Genomic DNA, 20,478 nt, shown 5'->3' on the forward strand with positions numbered 1-20,478 from the left:
TAAACCGGATATTTTGGCGCGCTTCAAAGGAGAATTAGTAAACACTTTTTCAAATGTTTCCTGAGTAATTTCTTCCCAATCTTTTTTAGTATAGGAAAGCAATTCGGGATATGGCTTAAACAATGGCTCGCTATGCGCTTTTGAGAATTTGTTCCATGGACACACATCTTGGCACACATCGCAACCAAACATCCAATCGTCGAGCTTTCCCTTCATCTCAGCCGGAAGATTATCTTGCAATTCGATCGTAAAATAGGAGATACACTTACTACCGTCTACCACATAGGGCGCGACGATGGCTTCGGTTGGGCAAGCATCGATACAAGCCGTGCACGAACCGCAATGATCGGTTGTGGCGTGGTCGTATTCCAATTCTAAATCAACAATTAATTCTGCAATAAAATAAAAAGAACCGACTTTTTGCGTCAACAAATTACTATTCTTACCTATCCAACCCAAACCGCTTTTAGCAGCCCAGGCTTTATCCATTACCGGTGCAAAATCCACAAAAGCCCGACCGGAAACATCCCCAATTTCGGCTTTTATAAAATTGAGCAGCTTTTTTACTTTCTTCTTAATGACATTATGATAATCCTTACCATAAGCATATTTTGAAATCTTATAACTTTCTTCGTTTTGTATTTCGGGAGGGTAATAATTCAGCAATAGCGAAATCACACTTTTGGAATCATCAACCAGCAAAGTAGGATCCAATCGCATGTCGAAATAATTTTCCATAAAACTCATTTCGCCATGGTAGTTTTGCTTTAGCCAACGCTCCAATCTTGGGGCCTCCTCTTCTAAAAATCCGGCTTTCGATATACCGCATGACAAGAACCCGAGGCGTTGTGCTTCGGATTTGATGAGTTGGGTATATTTGGTTTTATTACCGTTCATTTTGCATTAGGGATAGAGCAATTGTCTGAGCTCTTTTTAGCGGAGCTTTGCGGAACTAAAAAAAGCGAGTGCGAAAGCCCGACCCAACGGGGAATGCCCTAAAAAAGTCCGCCCTGAATGTTCGTTCTGACTTTCCCAAGATGCTTATAGGCTTTCTCGGTTACTTCACGTCCTCTGGGCGTTCGGATGATGAAGCCTTCCTGGATTAAAAACGGTTCGTATACTTCTTCAATGGTTTCGCCGCTTTCGGAAACAGCCGTCGCCAAAGTGGTCAGACCCACCGGACCTCCTTTGAATTTATCGATGATGGTCGTAAGTATCTTGTTGTCCATTTCGTCTAAACCGTGCGCATCCACATGTAATGCTTTTAAGGCATAGCGCGCAATCTCGATATCGATTTTACCATTGCCTTTGATTTGCGCGAAGTCACGAACACGACGTAAAAGCGCATTGGCGATACGAGGTGTCCCACGGCTTCGACCGGCAATTTCTATGGCGGCTTCCATGGAAATCGGCATATTTAAAATCGCTGAACTTCGTTGAACGATGGTAGTTAACAATTCAGTATTGTAATATTGCAAGCGACTTTGGATTCCGAAACGTGCGCGCATTGGAGCTGTCAGTAATCCGGAGCGTGTGGTTGCCCCTACCAGCGTGAACGGGTTCAGGTTGATCTGTACCGTTCTGGCATTGGGACCGCTTTCGATCATGATGTCAATCTTGAAATCTTCCATGGCGGAATACAGGTACTCTTCCACTATCGGGCTTAAGCGGTGGATTTCGTCTATAAACAGAACGTCGCGTTCGTCCAGATTGGTGAGTAGTCCAGCCAAATCGCCAGGCTTGTCCAATACGGGACCGGAAGTGATTTTGATCCCTACTCCCAATTCGTTGGCCAGAATATTAGCCAGTGTGGTTTTCCCCAATCCGGGAGGACCGTGAAAAAGGGTATGATCTAAAGCATCGCCGCGCTGATTGGCCGCTTCCACGAATATCTTCAGATTCTCCAGGACCTGATCCTGTCCGGTAAAATCGTCAAAACTTAACGGACGTAACGCCTTTTCAATATCGACTTCCTGCGGGGTAAAACGCTCTTTATTGGGATTCAGATTTTCATTCATAGGGCAAAGATATGAAGAAAGTTAGCAGATTACAGTGTTCAGTCGACAGTTTCTAAAACCTGAAAATCAAACGTTATAGCCAATTGCAAGAATTTCTTTCCATTCCGGATTCCTTTTGATGTAAGAAGCCACAAACGGACAAAGCGGTGCCAACGGATAGCCTTTTTCTTTAATCCAATGCAGTGTTTTTAAAACCAATGCAGAACCGACACCCTTTCCTTCCAAAGTCGGTGGCACTTCGGTATGGGTTATAAAAATAATGTTTTGCTTAGTAATCTTGAATTCGGAAAAAGCAACATGTCCTTCCACTTCCAATTCGAAACGCCCTTTCTCTTCGTTAACGATTAGTGGCAAAGCGTCCAGACTATTCTCCATCCTTAACCGTATCTTTATCTTTATTATAATAAAACGACAAAGCACCCGATGGGCATTTCTTCACCTGTTCCATCATTTCGTCCGAACTGGCTCCGCGGGGATTAATCCAAGGTTGTACTTTGGCGCGGAAAACTTCCGGCAATCCGCGTACGCAATTACCCGAATGCTGACATAAGTGTTGCTTCCAGACAATGGTGATTTCACCGTTTGAATATTCTTTTGCACTATCCATAATCGTAAGAATTTTGCTTTCCGTAAGTTACAAAAAAAAGTCTGACCAAAACGGATGTTTTTATATCTTTAAGCCAATTTAACAAAAATTTTATGCAAGACGAACATCAACATCTGAAACGCGAATTGGGATTATTGGACGGCACCATGCTGGTGGTGGGTTCGATGATCGGCTCCGGAATCTTTATTGTAAGTGCCGACATAGCACGCCAGGTCGGGTCTACCGCCTGGTTATTGATCATTTGGTTATTGTCGGGATTGATTACTATTATTGCCGCAGTGAGTTATGGTGAATTGAGTGCCATGTTCCCGAAAGCCGGTGGCCAATATGTATATCTGAAGGAAGCTTACAATAAACTCATTGCCTTTCTGTACGGCTGGAGTTTCTTCGGTGTGATACAAACCGGAACCATTGCCGCAGTGGGTGTGGCTTTTTCAAAGTTTGCCGCTTACCTTGTTCCGGCTGTGAGTGACGAAAATATTTTGTATGAAATAGGCTCTTTCAAATTGAATGCCGCACAGTTGGTTTCCATCTGCACCATTATATTACTTACCTTCATTAACAGTCGAGGAGTTAAGAACGGAAAGATACTGCAGACCATTTTAACCATCATCAAGATTGCTTCCTTGCTGGGCCTGATCATATTCGGATTAATGGCCGCCAAAGCCAATGTTTGGGATGCGAACTGGACAAACGCCTTGGCAACAAAATCATGGAATGCCGAAAGCGGTTCCTGGCTACCTATTTCAGGAATGGCACTTATCACGGGAATTTCTGCTGCGATGGTAGGCTCCTTGTTTTCGAGTGATGCCTGGAACGGGGTCACGTTTATCGCCGGGGAAATCAAAAATCCAGAGCGCAATGTTGGTTTAAGCTTGTTTTTAGGAACCTTTATCGTTACCATTATTTATGTTTTGGCCAATGTGATGTATGTGGCTGTAGTGCCTTTGGAAGAGATTGCTTTTGCCAAATCGGATCGTGTGGCTGTAGTGGCTGCCAATAGTATTTTCGGGAACATAGGAACGTTGATCATTGCGGTCATGATTATGATCTCTACTTTTGCGTGTAACAATGGGTTGATTATGGCAGGAGCACGTGTGTATTACACGATGGCAAAAGACGGTTTGTTCTTTAAGAAAGCGGCTCATTTAAATGAATTCAGCGTTCCGGCGTGGGCACTTTGGGCGCAATGCGTTTGGGCATCCGCTTTATGTTTGACCGGAAAATACGGTGACTTATTGGATTTTGTGGTTATCATCGTTTTGATTTTTTACATTCTGACCATCTACGGAATTTTCATTTTACGAAAAAAACAACCTGATGTAGCACGACCTTATAAAGCGTTTGGGTATCCTTTTTTACCGATGTTTTACATTGTTGTGGCTTCGACAATCAGTATTTCTTTATTGATTACGAAATTCTCGACTTGTGGTTGGGGCGTTTTGATTATGCTTACAGGTATTCCGGTTTATTATTTGACGCAACGCAAATAAAATTTTCTTAAAATCTGATTTTCAATTGGTTGCAATTGGAAAAATTTGTAATTTTACAGGACAATTTTTGACTTATTGTTTGTTTGAATAAGAGGCACTACAAACGTGTTCTTTTTCGGATGCTATCCTAATCTATTGTTAAAGTGTAGGGTGATAGTAAATCAAAAATTTATTGGAGGTCATAGCAATATGGCCTCTTTTTTTATGCGATCTTGGAAAGGATGGAGATGTTAATTGATCCCTCGCTGTATCCCGAATGCCGTTGGAAACCTAGTATATATAAAAACAAAATCCTAACTTTTAATAGCTGCCACCTGGACACAAGTGTTAAACATAATGCATTTGACCGCGGATAACACAGATTAAACTGATGGGCACAGATTATTTGGCATAAACTAAAGGTTTGATATAAATCAAGATTAGTTTTTTTATAATCAATTTGAATTGTATTTATGTAAATCCGTTCAAACTGTTATGATCTGTGTGCTATTTTTAGAGGTGTTACATGGCAGCTTTTAACGGTTAGGATTTTCTATTTTACGGTGCTTTCAGAATATTGCTCAAAGTCAGGAGGTTTGGCCTTTACTTTGAATTTGATAAAAAACTTTAAATTTATTCAAAGGAAAGCAGCGGTTTTTTTATTTGTAGCAAGTGTATTACAAAACGCTCTTAATTTTTAGAGAATAAAGACATTGCATACGAAATCCAATCCTTTTCCTTTGCAACTTTATGCATAGGTTCAATGCCCACAAATTCATATTTGGATTTCTCCTCGTATTTAGTGGTCGTGGACCGGATAGTGTATTTTCCGCATGGAGTTTGTCCGGGCATTACATTTCCATAACCAATATAACCACCTGAATTATCACCAATTGTAATTACTTTATCACTTTGCAAAAAATACAAAATCATGCCTTCAGCGGCACTTGCTGTGCCACGGTCAAACAAAAGTGCTATTTTTTTAGGATAGGTTGTTGAGGTCTCTAACGTCCAAGTATCACTTCCTTTTTCAGAGTAGGGAATAAAAGTGAAAGGTTTGGCCTTTTTCATTCGTTCGATAAGTTCCGTATTTCCATCGGATGCAATTTCTTCATATCGTTTAATGTTGTCCGGAGAAACCCATACCGATGTAGCATCGATTTTCAAAGGTCGTGTATAGGCATAAGGCAATAAATTCAAATACGATTTTTCGCTTCCACCGCCGTTATTCCGCAGATCAATTATCAAATAAGGCTTGGCTTGAATAAGCTTGTCTATGTCGTTGTAAAAGGAGTCGAGTTGGTCGGTAAGCTTGTGGTCAAACGAACTTAACCGTAAGTAATTGACTGAATCATTTACAGTTTTAAATTCATATTCCTTTTCGTTGGAGGCAGAACCGGAATGTATTTTCGAAAATCCGAAGTTGGTAATCTGTCCGTTTTCGATTTTGAGATTCTTGAATATTCGGTTAAAATTAAACCCCAAAAGACCAACATTGTAATTGACGTCAAACATTTGCGATTCTGTTTGAGTGAGTTCTAACAGTACGTGGCCTACTTCCAAAAGTTTATTTTTTTTCAATACCACACCTTGATATTGATTAAGAGTATGTTCTTTTTTGATGATTCCGAAAACAATTTTTCCTCCATCGCTGTAAATCCCTTCGATATCGGATGTTTTTTTGGCACGCAACAATGGGATCAACTGAACAGTATCTATACTTGCTTTTTCAAATTGCAAATAATTTTTTGAAGATTTAAATTTGGCAATGAGTTCCGGCGTACTTAAGTCAGTTCGTGTCATTTGAAAACCAATATCACTATGATGGTCTTTTAACAACGAAACATAGCGGTCAAGATAAACAATACAACGATCGCTGTCTTTTTCAAGTTTTGTTGCCGTTTTTAACTTTTCAGATTCCTGACGGTATTTCATATAGTCTTTCGGATTGTTTTTAATTTTCTGAAAAGCAGGGTTGTTGTTTTCAAAATAGGTTATTACATGCGATAATTCGGATAAACAATCGCAATTTTGCCCAAAAAGATTAACTGTAACTAGCAAAAGTCCAAGGGTAATAAAAATTCTCATAAGGTATACTCTTTTGAATTAATGTGAGATTGATTTTCTCACCTGACTCAAAATTACTCAATTTTAACATATAATTATTTGAAGGCGAGGTTATTTTGTAATCCATTGATCCCCACCGCTAGCGCGAGCATCCTGCACGTGCACACTGCAACTGAAGCATTAAATCATATAAACATTATGGACACAAGCAAAACGCTTGCACAAGCAGGCTTGTTTAAAATATTTTTCTTCCATAGTACCACATTCATCTACCGTTAGCAGAATCACAATTCAATACTCATAATCGTGCATATTAAGCCTCAATCGGTCTTGTTATTCTACTGTTAGACTATAACAAAAAAGCCTCTCCAAAAGGAAAGGCTTTTTATATGAATTTATAATCTTAATGATGAAGTTGTTCTTCACCTTCTTTGTAAGGAACCGTTTGCGGTACGAAATCATCATCGTGACCTGGTTTACTGTAATCGTAAGCCCATCTGTGTACGTGAGGAATTTCACCCGGCCAGTTTCCGTGGATGTGCTCTACAGGAGCTGTCCACTCTAACGTGTTAGATCTCCAAGGGTTTTGCACTGCTTTCTTACCGTAGAAAATACTGTAGAAGAAGTTCCAGATAAATACGATTTGGAATGCAGCTCCCACTAATGCGAATACAGTAATCAATACGTTAACATCAGCTAAATCGTCAAATAACGGGAACGCTGTGTTTGTATAGTAACGACGTGGCAAACCTGCCATTCCGATGAAGTGCATTGGGAAGAATACTCCATAAGCACAAACCGCAGTAACCCAGAAGTGAATATAACCTAAGTTTTTATTCATCATTCTTCCGAACATTTTAGGGAACCAGTGGTAAACACCAGCGAAGAACCCGTAAAGAGCGGAAATACCCATTACCAAGTGGAAGTGTGCAACTACGAAATAAGTATCGTGAACGTTGATATCCAAAGTAGAGTCACCAAGGATGATCCCTGTTAAACCTCCAGTGATGAACGTAGAAACCAATCCGATAGAGAATAACATTGCAGGGTTTAGCTGCAAGTTACCTTTCCATAAAGTAGTGATATAGTTGAATGCTTTTACCGCAGAAGGAATTGCAATCAATAATGTTGTAAATGTAAATACCGATCCTAAGAATGGGTTCATACCGGAGATGAACATGTGGTGACCCCAAACGATTGTTGATAAGAATGCAATTGCCAAGATAGAAGCAATCATAGCACGGTAACCGAAGATTGGTTTACGTGAATTCGTTGCGATAATTTCAGAAGTGATACCTAATGCCGGTAACAATACGATGTATACTTCAGGGTGACCCAAGAACCAGAATAAATGCTCGAACAATACCGGTGAACCACCTTGGTAATGTAAAACTTCACCTGAAATAAAAATATCTGACAAGAAGAACGAAGTACCGAAACTTCTATCGAAAATCAACAACAATGCAGCAGACAATAAAACCGGGAACGAAACGATACCGATAATAGCCGTTACAAAGAAAGCCCACACTGTTAGTGGCAATCTTGTCATTGACATTCCTTTTGTTCTCAAGTTGATTACAGTAACAACGTAGTTCAAAGATCCCATCAAAGACGATGCGATGAAGATAGCCATTGATACTAACCACAATGTCATACCAGTACCTGATCCAGGAATCGCCTGTGGCAAGGCACTCAACGGAGGATAAATAGTCCATCCAGCAGAAGCCGGTCCTGATTCAACAAACAAAGAACATAACATAATGATTGTTGAAACGAAGAACAACCAGTATGAAATCATGTTCATGAAACCGGAAGCCATATCCCTTGCACCAATCTGCAACGGAATCAACAAGTTACTGAAAGTACCGCTCAATCCGGCAGTCAATACGAAGAATACCATGATAGTACCGTGAATGGTAACCAATGCCAGGTAAATATCGTTACGCATTATTCCTCCCGGAGCAAATTTTTCACCCAAAAGGAATTTAAAAATACCGAAAGATTCTTCCGGCCAAGCAATCTGCATACGGAATAATAATGACATCATAACACCGATGATACCCATTATAAGACCAGTAATCAAATATTGCTTCGCAATCATTTTATGGTCGATACTAAAGATGTACTTTGTGATAAAAGTATCTTTATGGTGGTGTTCGTGATCGTGTCCGTGATCGTGACTTAAATCGTGTCCTACTGCTGACATACTCTTTTAATTTGAATAGTATTAAAAAATCAATTATTATTTAACCTGAGCTACAACTTTGGTAGAATCTACCTTAACAGCGTCCATTTTAACAGCTGGTACTGTAGCTTCAGTTGCCGGAGTTTCATTTGCTTTCTCTTCTGCTACCGCAATTCTCAACAACTTTTGTACGCTTAACCATTTTTTGTAATCCGCTTCGCTCTCTACAATAACTTTCATTTGCATGTTATAGTGAGACATTCCACAAATTTTATTACATAACAACAAATAATCAAACGTATAAGGATCTAAAGCTGTTTTCCCTGCCGCTACCAACTCCTGGCTTTTTTTAGCTCTGATTTTGTTGATTCTTGCAACTTTTTCAACCATATCCGGCGTATTACGCATCTGATCAGTTGTCACTGTTGGAGTGAAAGCAAATTGCGTAACCATACCCGGAACAGCGTTCATTTGTGCTCTGAAGTGAGGGAAATAAGCAGAGTGCAATACATCCTGTGAACGTATTTTGAAAACCACTTTTTTACCTACCGGTAAGTGAAGTTCTGAAACTTGTTTATCATCTTGAGCATTAGGATCTGACATATCAACCCCTAATGTGTTCACGCCTTCAATATAACGAACATTTGCTTTTCCTAAAGTATTATCCTTCCCAGCATATCTTGCTTCCCAGCTAAACTGTTTTGCATACAATTCCACGTAGATAACATCTTCCTCTTCATCAACAAACATAATGTTTGTCCATGCATACAAACCGTAAAGAATTAAACCTGCCAACACAATAACCGGGATTATTGTCCAGATAAATTCTAATTTATCGTTATCTGCAAAATACAAAGCTTTGTTGCCTTGTTTTCCACGGTATTTGAAAGCAAAGAAATGCAATAAAGCCTGAGTAATAGTCTGAACGATAAAAATCAGGATCATTGAAATCCACATCAATCTATCATAATCAACTCCATGTTCGGAAGCTGGATTACTCATTAAAGGCAAGTCACCAAATTTTACAACGCAATAAATTGTTGTAAGATAAATGAAAACCAAAAAGGCAAACATTAGGTAACCATTCACATTATTATCATTATCGTTTGCAATTTCAGAATTATCCTTATTTGCCCCGATTTGTGTCAGATCGAATATCTTAGTCAACTGCCAAATAGCAATCCCTAATAAAACTACAACTGTAAGTACCAATAAACTTGTCATTTGTTTATTTCTTTAAATATATTAATAATGGAAATGTTTACTTTCTTCGATTAATGGGTTGCGTTTCGCCAATAACGGAGCTTTCGCTAAAGCAGTAAACACTACAAAGATGAATAATCCGAAGAAGAATAACAATGAACTGATCTCAGACACTCCAATGAACCACTGATCCCCAACTGTTGCAGGCATAATCATATTGAAGAAATCTATATAGTGACCCGTAAGTATAATGATACCTGCCATAACTATAACCCAAGTCAAACGTTTGAAATCAGTATTGACAAGTATTAAAATTGGCAATACGAAGTTCAATACAACCATACCGAAGAAAGGTAATTTAAAGTGCTCGATACGAGTTACAAAATATGTTACCTCTTCCGGAATGTTAGAGTACCACATCAACATGAATTGAGAGAACCATAAATACGTCCAGAATACAGAAATACCGAACATGAATTTAGCCAAATCGTGGATGTGACTAGTATTCACATACTCTAAATAACCTTTAGATTTTAAATATAAGGTAACGAAAGCAATAGTTGTAATACCACTCACGAAGAAACTGGCAAAAACATACCATCCAAATAATGTACTGTACCAGTGTGGGTCAACAGACATAATCCAGTCCCATGATGCAATTGATTCTGAAACGATAAAGAACGCTAAGAAACCAGCTGCAGCCTTGAAATTCTTTTTGTAGAAAGAATCGTCAGTTGCATTATCCTGGGCCAATGAATTTCTTCTTGAGAAGTAACGGTATAAATTCCATCCTCCTAGGAAAACGACAGCTCTGATCAGGAAGAAAGGAACATTTAAGAAACCTGATTTTCCAGCAATGATAGCATCATAATGCTCACTTTTCGGATCAGTAACACCTTCTGTCGCCCAAGCGAATAAATGATTCATATGCATTCCTGACATGATAAGCAATAGTAAGAAGATGATTGAACCCGGTAACACATATGAGGTAATACCTTCCATTACACGGAACAATACCGGCGACCATCCTGCTTGTGCTGCCCATTGGATAGCGTAAAATGCTAAAACTCCAACAGATATTAACAAGAAGAAGATACAAGCCACGTACAATGCTGCCCATGGTTTATTTTGCAATTGGTGCAAAACATGCTCCAGATGTTTTTCATGCTCTTTGTGAGCATCTGCCTCATGAGACTCCGCTTTAGCAGCGTGTGCATCATGGTGATTATCTTCAACTACTGGTGCTACAACCGCTTTAGTTGAATCAACCTCTTCAGTTTTAACTGAATCCGTAACAACAACAGCATGGTTTTCAGCAGCAACAGCTTCATGTTTTACTGAATCTGCAACAGCCTCGTGATGCGCTTCAGTCGCAGTAGCAGCCTCATGTGCCGGAACAGCAGCGTGGTGGCCACCATCATGATGACTTTCGGCTAATATTTTTTCTACGTCTTGCGTAGTTTTAGGTGCAGTTAAAAAACCATAGGCGATACCTAACAGGCCAAGCGCCATAAGGATAAATGCAAAGGTTTTTAATTTGTTTGAAAATGTGTACATATTCTAAACGTTCAAATGAGTTTTACTTCTTTAATTCTCCTCTTAATTTTAACACGTGATCCACAACCATCCAACGCTCTTCTTGAGACAATTGGTTCGCGTGAGAACCCATGGAGTTCAATCCATAAGTGATTACGTGGAAAACACTTCCTTCAGTAACATCTCTGTCAGCATAGTTAGGTACACCAAGGAATTTTTCTCTTTTCACTAAGTTACCCTGACCATCACCTTTTTCACCGTGACAGATTGCACAATAAATATTGTACAATTCAGTCCCTTTTTCAGGATTAACAGACAAAGAATCCAATGGCGATTTCAATTCAGCTTTAGCCTGCATGTAACCGGCAGGAGTGTTTTCATAAGCATAAGGTTGGAAACCTCTCTTTACAGATCCCTGAGCTGGCTTTAAACCTTCTTTTCCACCTTTGAATGCAGAAGATTGAGAATAAGTCTCATAAGCTACTGACTCATACATATTAGGGAAGAACTGATAGTTAGGCTTTGATTTGTCGAAACATGATGTTGCGGCAATCGATACACCTACTAATGCTACTATTTTATATAAGGCTTTCATATCTACTATTAATGCTTATCAATTACTTTAACTTCTACAGCACCAGTGTTTTTGAAGAATGAAATCATATCCTCTTCATTCCCTTTCACTGCAACCTCCATCAGGAAGTGGTCATCTGTAGTTCTAACATCCGGATTTTCAGCTTGTTTGAATGGCCACAATCTACTTCTCAAGTAGAACGTGATAACCATTAAGTGTGCTGCGAAGAATACTGTCAACTCAAACAGCACAGGTACGAAAGCCGGCAAGTTCTGATAGAATGCAAAACTTGGCTTACCTCCGATATCCTGAGGCCAATCCACAATCATGATGTAATTCAATAAATTAGCTGCAACAGTCAAACCTACAACTCCATAAAGGAATGAAGCGATAGCAATTCTCGTAGGTGCTAATCCCATAGCTTTATCCAAACCGTGAACCGGGAATGGCGTATAAATTTCTTCAATATGATGATGCGCTGCTCTTGATGCTTTGACTGCATCCATTAAGATATCATCATCTGTATATATAGCATGTATAACTTTATTCGTACTCATGATCTATTAATGATTGTGTGAATGATGTCCTTCTTGTTCTCTTTTTCTTTTGTAGTTCTCTGCTGAAGTTTTCATGATAGTTTTAACCTCTGCCTGAGCAATTACAGGGAAACTTCTTGAATATAATAAGAATAATACGAAGAAGAAACCAATTGTACCGATATAGATACCCGCATCAACAAATGTTGGCTGGAACATTGTCCAAGATGACGGTAAATAATCTCTGTGTAATGAAGTAACGATAATTACGAAACGCTCAAACCACATACCAATGTTTACCACAAGGGAAATAATGAACGAGAACATGATGCTGGTTCTTAATTTTTTGAACCACATGAACTGTGGAGAGAATACGTTACAAGTCATCATCAACCAGTACGACCACCAGTAAGGACCTGTAGCACGGTTCAAGAAAGCGTACTGCTCATACTCTACACCGGAATACCAAGCCACAAATAACTCCGTGATGTAAGCACAACCAACGATTGAACCCGTAATCATGATAACGATGTTCATCAATTCGATATGCTGAACAGTGATATAGTCTTCTAGGTTACAAACTTTTCTCATGATGATAAGCAAAGTGTTTACCATCGCGAATCCAGAGAAGATAGCTCCCGCAACGAAGTATGGAGGAAGGATTGTTGTATGCCATCCTGGGATAACTGAAGTTGCGAAGTCAAAGGATACGATTGTGTGTACAGAAAGTACAAGTGGTGTAGCCAAACCAGCCAATACAAGAGAAACCTCTTCGAAACGCTGCCAGTCTTTAGCTCTACCAGACCATCCGAAAGAAAGGATGGAATAGATTCTTTTATTGAAAGGGGTTACCGCTCTGTCACGAATCATCGCGAAGTCAGGCAATAGACCAGTCCACCAGAACACTAATGATACTGAAAGATACGTTGAAATCGCAAATACGTCCCATAATAACGGGGAGTTAAAGTTAACCCAAAGAGAACCGAACTGGTTTGGAATTGGTAATACCCAGTACCCTAACCATGGACGACCCATGTGAATAATTGGGAATAAACCTGCCTGAACAACCGAGAAAATTGTCATAGCTTCCGCTGAACGGTTAATGGCCATTCTCCATTTTTGACGGAATAATAATAGTACGGCAGAAATTAGAGTTCCGGCGTGTCCGATACCCACCCACCATACGAAGTTGGTAATATCCCAAGCCCAACCTACTGTTTTATTTAATCCCCATGTTCCGATACCGGTAGAAATGGTGTAAACCATACATCCTGCTCCCCAAAGGAAAGCTGCTAATGCAATTGAGAAAACGGTCCACCATAGTTTGTTTGCTTTACCCTCTACAGGTCTAGCCACATCTACTGTCACATCGTGATAAGATTTATCACCTAGGACTAACGGTTTTCTAATGGGTGCTTCGTAATGAGACGACATAATCCTTTATATTGTTTCTTAATAATTTATTTTAATACTCTTAAGTATTTCTAACTTTTACGTGATAGAATACATTTGGTTTTGTTCCGATGTGCTCTAATAAATGATACATTCTTTCATCTTCCGCTAATTTAGCAATCTGACTTTCTTTATCATTTACATCTCCAAATACCATCGCTCCGCTTGTACAAGCTGCAGAACACGCTGTTTGGAATTCTCCATCTTTAATCTGACGACCTTCTTTTTTCGCTTTAAGAATAGTCGCTTGAGTCATTTGGATACACATTGAACATTTTTCCATTACGCCACGAGAACGAACATTAACATCCGGATTCAACACCATACGACCTAAATCATCATTCATATGGTAATCGAATTCACTGTTTTTGCTGTATAAGAACCAGTTGAAACGACGTACTTTATAAGGACAGTTGTTTGCACAGTAACGAGTTCCTACACAACGGTTGTAAGCCATATGGTTTTGACCCTGACGTCCGTGAGATGTTGCCGCTACCGGACATACAGTTTCACAAGGAGCGTGGTTACAGTGTTGACACATTACTGGTTGGAAAGCTACCTGAGGATTTTCAGAAGGATCTTCCATTCCTGTTAACGTATCGATTGAATTTAACAAACCACTAGCTTTGGCTTTTAATTCACCGTCACCTTTGAATGTCTCTTCAGAAGAATAGTAGCGATCAATACGCAACCAGTGCATATCACGGCTTCTTCTTACTTCTGACTTACCAACTACAGGCACATTGTTTTCAGCATGACAAGCAATAACACAAGCACCACATCCGGTACAAGCATTCAAGTCGATAGAAAGGTTAAAGTGATGTCCTATAGAGCGGTCGAATGAATCCCATAAATCCACTTCTGTAGCAGGAGTTTCCTGATGGTCTAAAGATACCATTGGAATTGGGTTCCAGAATTCAGCATCTTTAGTATTGAATATTTCCAAGGTAGTTTCTTTGATGATATCACCTCTACCCATTAATGTTTTTTGTAACTGAACACAAGCAAATTCGTGATCTCCTTCAGCTATAGAAATTTTAGCAACTTGATTTGCATTTTGGTTTACATACAATTTATATGCGTTAACCCCAACCTGCATTTCTTCTTTCATTGCCTCTTTTCTACCGTAACCTAAAGCCAAACCGATAGTACCAACTGCCTGACCCGGCTGAATAATCACAGGAACATTCTGTAATTTAACTCCCGCCACTTCGATAGTTGAGTAACTACCATTAAGTCCACCGTTAGCTACATTGTAGTTCTGTAAACCTAATTTTTCAGCATCCTTTTTAGAAACGGTCACGTAGTTATCCCAAGACGCTCTTGTAATTGGATCCGGGAATTCCTGTAACCAAGGGTTGTTAGCCTGCTGACCGTCACCCATTCCGATTTTAGTATACAATACCAATTCCAAACCACCTTCGTTTTTAGCTTGAGCTAAAGTTGAAGCCGCGGTACCGAAATCAGCAGAACCTCCTGCAACTGCACCCACTTCAGAAGTATAAACCCCATCATGAACTAATTTGTTCCAAGTTGTTCCGGCCGCAATAGAAGAACCAACTGCTTTTAAGAAATCGTAATAAGTTGTTGTATTTCCAGTCCAAGCCATTAAAGCCTCCTGGAATTGTTTAGTATCAAACAACGGACGGATTGTCGGCTGCATGATAGCATAATGACCTTTTGCAATCATCACGTCACCCCATGACTCCAGATAATGAGGAGCTGCAGCAACGATAGTAGATTTAACAGCCGTTTCATCTTCTCTTAAAGAGAATGTAACCGATGTTTTAACTTTTGTCAGACCTTCAGCAAATTCAGAAGCATTCGCTAAAGTGTATAACGGGTTAACACCATTCATGATTAAGGTATGAACCGCGCCTGCTTTCATATCGGCAACCAATTGCGCCACTGCTTTGCTGTCACCTTTACGGATCAAACGTGCAGCCGCCGGATTGAAAGCTTCAGAGTTTAATGCTTTGTTGATAGCCAATACTAATAATTGTGCATTAACATCATCCAAACCAGAAACCAAAACTCCTTTTCCTGCAGCAGCTTTTAACTGTTGTGCCGCTTTCATTACAGCTTCTTCATTCTTACCTAAATTGGCAGCACCTGCAGAAGCACCTGTAATAACATTATATATTTTAACCAAAGCTTGTTTTTGCTCGGTAACTGTCAAAGGAATACGTTTGTCTGCACTAGCTCCAGCCAAAGACATATTAGCTTCGATCTGAATGTGTTTAGACATTTTTCCGTTTTTAGGAACACGACCTTTTGCATAACTTGCATCGTATCCTCCACCTTGCCAATCCCCTAAGAAATCAGCCCCGATAGATACGATAACATCAGCTTTCGCGAAATCGTAATCAGCTAAAGCTCTTTCCCCATACACCATTTGGAATGCGTCCAAAGCAGTGGAAGAAGAAACAGCATCATAAGTAACATGTTTAGCTGTTGGGTTTTTTGCGATGAAATCTGCAATCAATCTGTCAGTAGACGGACTTGACATTGTATTAGTCAACAATACCACCTGTCCCCCTTTAGATTTAGCTTCTGATAAACTCTTAGCAACTGCAGCATTTACATCTGACCAAGAGGCTGCTTTACCAGCAATTTTTGGCTGCTTCACACGCATACTGTCATACAATGACAATACAGAAGCGTGAACTCTCGCGTTTGCACCAAATTTCGCATTAGGTAAATTATTATTTTCTACTTTAATAGGACGACCTTCACGGGTTTTGATTAGGATATTCGCAAAATCAAAACCATCCATCATTGTTGTCGCATAGTAATCTGCAACACCAGGAATGATTTCTTCAGGTTGAACTACATAAGGAATAGACTTAACAACCGGACCTTCACACGCAGCCAAAGAAGCAGCTGCAGTAGAGAATCCAACGTATTTCAAAAAGTCACGACGAGTTGTTGATGAAGCAGACAGTGTAGCTGCATCTCCCAAGAATTCTTCCGTTGGGATTTCTTCAACAAATTCATTGTTTCTTAGCGTCTCAACAATAGAACTATTTTGGTCTAGTTCTTCAACACTTTTCCAGTATTTTTTGTTTGATGCCATTGTATATAAATATTAGCTTCTTAATTTATTATTAATAGTGACACTTACCACATTCCAAACCTCCCATTTGTGCAGCAGTCAACTTGTCTACACCATATTTTTTAGAAAGCTCCTCGTGAATTTTAGCATAGTAAGCATTACCTTCCATTTTCACATCTGTTTTTCTATGACAGTCTACACACCACCCCATAGTTAAAGGCTGGTCTTGCTTCATAATCTCGAAAGTTTCTACCTTACCGTGACACTTCTGACATTCTAATCCAGCAACAGATACGTGTTGAGAGTGGTTGAAATAAACGAAGTCAGGAAGATTATGAATTCTAACCCATTTAACAGGCTTTACTTTTCCAGTGTATGACATAGTATTCTTATCCCATCCCACTGCATCATATAATTTTTGAATTTCACCAGTATAGAATTCTTTCGAATACTCAACATAAGTAGAATCTTTATCTCCTTGGAATTCAGATATACTTTTATGACAATTCATACAAACGTTCAATGAAGGAATACCAGCATTCTTACTAACTCTGGCAGAAGAGTGACAATACTTACATTCGATTTTGTTATCACCAGCGTGAATTTTGTGTGAATAATGGATTGGCTGTATAGGCTCATAGTTTTGATCCACACCAATCTGCATCAAATATCCGTAGATAAAATACATACCTACCAATATCATTACAATTGACGACACCAACACCAAAAACTGATTTTTAACAAATGCTTTCCACAACGGAAGAGATTTTTCAGCTACAGGAGCTTCAATACCGTTAGCCTTTGCAATCTTGTTAAGTACATTTTTAACAAAAAACAACATTGCTATCAACATTGCCAAAACAACCGCAAGCACTCCTAAAATAACATTATTAGAAATACCGCCTTCTTGCGCTTCACCACCTTTTACAGCAGCAGCCGCAGCTGCAGGCGCTTCCTCTGCTGGCGCAGAAGTAAATGCTAAAATATTATCAATATCCTCGTTGGATAATTGGGGGAAAGGCGTCATCGGTACTTTACCGAACTCCTCAAATACTTTAACAGCATCTGCATCTCCAGATTTAATCAAATCAGCACTATTATGTACCCATTTGTAAATCCACTCCTTGTCGTATTTATCCGCAACACCACGTAAGGCAGGCCCCGTAGCTCTTGCATCAAGCTTATGACAAGCAGCACAATTTGTATTAAAAATAGCTTTCCCTTTCGCAGGATCACCTGCACCGGCCGCAGGGGCAGCCGCATCTTGGGCTAAAGAACTCAGCGACAGCGATAATAGCATCGCCAGACTGAATAATAATTTTTTTGAAAACGAATTATGGTTACCCACTTTTTTCATAATTAAAATGATTATCAACTAAATTTGGCACAGCCTTTACTCCTATAAAGACAGACCTTATTTATAAACTCGGACAAAAATACGACTTATGTCCTATTATCAAAACCTTAAATTTATCTTAAATTGTAATTTATACCAATTCTAAATAAATTGAGGTAATCATATTGACATATTTAATTGTATTTTTGTTTCAAATCTACTTAATATGAGAATTTTAAGAACCCTAACTATTTTTACCATTTTCATTTTGTGCTCTTTTTCAGGTCACAAAGTCCACGCTCAAACTTCAAAAATTAACATTATCCAGGATCCGAAGTTCGAAATGTTGTTAAACGAAAAAAGAAAAATCAATTCTTCTATCACTGTTAATGATCGTTATAAGATTCAGATTTTCTACGGCACAAATGAAGATGCTAAAAAAAACCTTTCTTTATTTAAAAAAGAATACAAAAATTTAGACGGCACCATTATTTATTCAAATCCCAGTTATAAGGTTTGGGTAGGCACTTTCAAAACCAGAATCGATGCAGAAAAAAATTACAAGGAAATCCTTAAAAAATACCCGACTGCACTATTAATCCGTCCGAACAAATAGGATTTCTCCATCAGAATGAAGGTTCAGGGAACGAAAACGGCAACGTTTGAAGTTTAAACCCATAAAAAAAGCCGGTTAAAAAAACCGGCTTTTTTTATTCTCTTTTTGATTAGTCATTAGGCTCAAGATGAGTTCCTTCTGTATGCAGAATATGCTCTGCCAACTCGATTTCTTCAAGCGTACCGTTCACTATAACCATAAATTTACCTTCATTCAAATGTTCTTCATATTTTAAGACTTCGTCCTCTTTTATACCTAAAAGTGAGAAAAAAGAAATAAGTCCACCTGTAATAATACCTAAATCAAATCCGGCTATGGCACCAATCAAGGCGCCTGCACCATATAGAAATCCAAAACCGGGAATTGTAAAAACCCCGATACCTGAAAGCAGACCAATAACCGTTCCCGCTCCCATACCGATCACAGCCGGAGCTTTTTGCAGTGTATCCACAGAACTCATATGGATATGATCGTCAATTATTTCCGCTTTTCCTAAAAGCGAAACATTACTCATGGGAAACTCTTGGTCATTCAGCACCTTAATAGCGTCTACAGCTTCCTTATGCGTGTCGTAAATAGCGATTTTTGATTTCATGACGCTTTAATTTTAATTCCCAACAATCAATTAATTTAATAGTAAAATTATGAATTTTAATTAGTTATGCATTACATTTTATCTTAATATTAAGCATTTGGCGATGGTTTGATTGCAACAATAATCAAGATTGGACCATTTATATTCAAAATAAAACAGATTCGTCAACGATATATTACTTCCAGCCCATCTCTCTTTTAGTCTTATCCGAAAAAAAGGCATTTTGGACCGGCACATCTCCTTCAACATGCTCAATCTTTGCAAGACCACGAAGGTACAAAGGAAGATTGGCCTTAATGAGCAATCCGTATCTTTGATAACCAAAATGAATGTAACTGAAAGCATCGTACAAAGCATACTCACGATAATCCGTTTCATGCTTTAAATAGCTTTTTTTTATGTAAGGCTCAAAAAGCAACCAGGTCCGCTCCATATTTTCCTTTATTTTGAGATTACTATACAATATTGAAAAAGGAGCGCCCTGCTGAACAATTCCAAAGTTTTTCCCTGTTGGGTATTGATCGTATTTTCGACAAAGATCATGCAAGAGAGACACGGTACTAAAAAGAATCTCGTTAGACTTGGAATCAATTATATGTGTATCTGCATCCGACAATGTTTCACTTTCATTTACTTTTGACACCACCGATTGTATGGTCTGAATTTTTATCTGATTATCATGCAACTTTTGCTGATCAAGTTGTTTGTCAAAATTATTTTCAAGCCATACAAAATGATTCTTAAGATACATTGTCTTAAACCATGCGGATAATTCACCTTTTAAAATAGCATCAGAATACGATTCACGACCTGTCATATAGGCAACTGTAAAACCATGGTTTTTGACTAAAATTTCGAGTTCATCCTTGAAGAATATAAAATCCTTGTGCAGATAACTATATTCAAGCAGTTGCAACTTCAAGTCGACTTCATAACCATAATCTTTCTCCAGCTTTTCAACTTTCGCTTTTGTTTCCAAATACTTTTCTTTGTCAGTTCTACTAAAACGAAAGGATTCATTAAAAAGATCATTGATAACCGTATCACGATAATTCTGCGAAAAAACAACCGTATATGAAAAGAAAAAAAACAGGAAAAGGCACGATTTAGATATATTCATTTTTAAAAAATTAAATTATATTATCTTAAGGAAATTAAATGTAGTTATTGATTTCCAAATAAAAATGTAGCAAAAAAATCCCGACGAATCGGGATTTATAAACATT

Annotated in this window: 17 protein-coding genes; 2 read left to right on the forward strand and 15 right to left on the reverse strand. The window is 38.7% G+C overall.

What is annotated here, in order from left to right; genetic code table 11:
• From queG to VLB74_RS03665, 4 genes are all read right to left on the reverse strand, one after another.
• On the reverse strand, positions 1–897 hold an 897-nt coding region (gene queG, locus VLB74_RS03650; RefSeq protein ID WP_325202103.1), incomplete at its 3' end, for a tRNA epoxyqueuosine(34) reductase QueG.
• 98 nt (positions 898–995) lie between these two features.
• Positions 996–2,018, reverse strand: coding sequence for a Holliday junction branch migration DNA helicase RuvB (gene ruvB / locus VLB74_RS03655; protein WP_325202104.1), 1,023 nt, complete (start codon positions 2,016–2,018; stop codon positions 996–998).
• Between the two features lie 66 nt (positions 2,019–2,084).
• The gene (locus VLB74_RS03660; protein ID WP_325202105.1) at positions 2,085–2,393 is read right to left on the reverse strand and encodes a GNAT family N-acetyltransferase; all 309 of its coding nucleotides are present in this window, start codon (positions 2,391–2,393) and stop codon (positions 2,085–2,087) included.
• Positions 2,383–2,625 carry a (4Fe-4S)-binding protein gene (locus tag VLB74_RS03665; RefSeq protein ID WP_325202106.1) on the reverse strand — a complete coding sequence of 81 codons (243 nt, stop codon included), beginning with the start codon at positions 2,623–2,625 and terminating at the stop codon, positions 2,383–2,385. Before VLB74_RS03665 ends, VLB74_RS03660 begins: the two co-directional genes overlap by 11 nt.
• Before the next feature lie 92 nt (positions 2,626–2,717).
• On the opposite strand from VLB74_RS03665, the gene VLB74_RS03670 reads away from it, so the two are divergent.
• Positions 2,718–4,118, forward strand: a complete 1,401-nt coding sequence (locus VLB74_RS03670; protein ID WP_325202107.1) for an APC family permease — start codon at positions 2,718–2,720, stop codon at positions 4,116–4,118.
• Between the two features lie 669 nt (positions 4,119–4,787).
• Here the strand turns inward: VLB74_RS03670 and VLB74_RS03675 are convergent.
• The 9 genes from VLB74_RS03675 to VLB74_RS03715 all read right to left on the reverse strand — a co-directional run bounded on the left by VLB74_RS03675 (position 4,788) and on the right by VLB74_RS03715 (position 18,062).
• The gene (locus VLB74_RS03675) at positions 4,788–6,185 is read right to left on the reverse strand and encodes a S41 family peptidase (protein WP_325202108.1); all 1,398 of its coding nucleotides are present in this window, start codon (positions 6,183–6,185) and stop codon (positions 4,788–4,790) included.
• A gap of 382 nt (positions 6,186–6,567) precedes the next feature.
• Complete coding sequence (locus VLB74_RS03680; RefSeq protein ID WP_325202109.1) at positions 6,568–8,370, reverse strand: cytochrome c oxidase subunit I; 1,803 nt, start codon at positions 8,368–8,370, stop codon at positions 6,568–6,570.
• A 36-nt stretch (positions 8,371–8,406) separates the two neighbouring features.
• On the reverse strand, positions 8,407–9,573 hold the full coding sequence (locus VLB74_RS03685) for a cytochrome c oxidase subunit II (protein WP_325202110.1): 1,167 nt from the start codon (positions 9,571–9,573) through the stop codon (positions 8,407–8,409).
• Between the two features lie 21 nt (positions 9,574–9,594).
• Positions 9,595–11,109 carry a quinol:cytochrome C oxidoreductase gene (locus tag VLB74_RS03690; RefSeq protein ID WP_325202111.1) on the reverse strand — a complete coding sequence of 505 codons (1,515 nt, stop codon included), beginning with the start codon at positions 11,107–11,109 and terminating at the stop codon, positions 9,595–9,597.
• Positions 11,110–11,131: 22 nt separating this feature from the next.
• Complete coding sequence (locus tag VLB74_RS03695) at positions 11,132–11,683, reverse strand: c-type cytochrome (protein ID WP_325202112.1); 552 nt, start codon at positions 11,681–11,683, stop codon at positions 11,132–11,134.
• Between the two features lie 8 nt (positions 11,684–11,691).
• Positions 11,692–12,219, reverse strand: coding sequence for a DUF3341 domain-containing protein (locus tag VLB74_RS03700; RefSeq protein WP_325202113.1), 528 nt, complete (start codon positions 12,217–12,219; stop codon positions 11,692–11,694).
• A gap of 6 nt (positions 12,220–12,225) precedes the next feature.
• Entirely contained in the window at positions 12,226–13,632 is a 1,407-nt protein-coding gene (nrfD, locus tag VLB74_RS03705) for an NrfD/PsrC family molybdoenzyme membrane anchor subunit (RefSeq protein WP_325202114.1), read from the reverse strand.
• A gap of 40 nt (positions 13,633–13,672) precedes the next feature.
• On the reverse strand, positions 13,673–16,726 hold the full coding sequence (locus VLB74_RS03710) for a TAT-variant-translocated molybdopterin oxidoreductase (RefSeq protein WP_325202115.1): 3,054 nt from the start codon (positions 16,724–16,726) through the stop codon (positions 13,673–13,675).
• A gap of 31 nt (positions 16,727–16,757) precedes the next feature.
• The gene (locus tag VLB74_RS03715) at positions 16,758–18,062 is read right to left on the reverse strand and encodes a cytochrome c3 family protein (protein ID WP_325202116.1); all 1,305 of its coding nucleotides are present in this window, start codon (positions 18,060–18,062) and stop codon (positions 16,758–16,760) included.
• Between the two features lie 205 nt (positions 18,063–18,267).
• On the opposite strand from VLB74_RS03715, the gene VLB74_RS03720 reads away from it, so the two are divergent.
• Positions 18,268–18,657, forward strand: coding sequence for an SPOR domain-containing protein (locus VLB74_RS03720; RefSeq protein ID WP_325202117.1), 390 nt, complete (start codon positions 18,268–18,270; stop codon positions 18,655–18,657).
• Between the two features lie 109 nt (positions 18,658–18,766).
• Here VLB74_RS03720 and VLB74_RS03725 read toward each other — a convergent pair whose 3' ends face one another.
• Together VLB74_RS03725 and VLB74_RS03730 are read right to left on the reverse strand one after the other, a co-directional pair.
• Positions 18,767–19,252 (reverse strand): hypothetical protein, encoded by a 486-nt coding sequence (locus VLB74_RS03725; protein WP_325202118.1) that lies wholly within the window; start codon positions 19,250–19,252, stop codon positions 18,767–18,769.
• A 175-nt stretch (positions 19,253–19,427) separates the two neighbouring features.
• Positions 19,428–20,372, reverse strand: a complete 945-nt coding sequence (locus VLB74_RS03730) for a hypothetical protein (protein WP_325202119.1) — start codon at positions 20,370–20,372, stop codon at positions 19,428–19,430.
• Between the last annotated feature and the right edge of the window lie 106 nt (positions 20,373–20,478).

The organism is Flavobacterium sp. (genome assembly GCF_035456225.1).
GTDB lineage: Bacteria > Bacteroidota > Bacteroidia > Flavobacteriales > Flavobacteriaceae > Flavobacterium.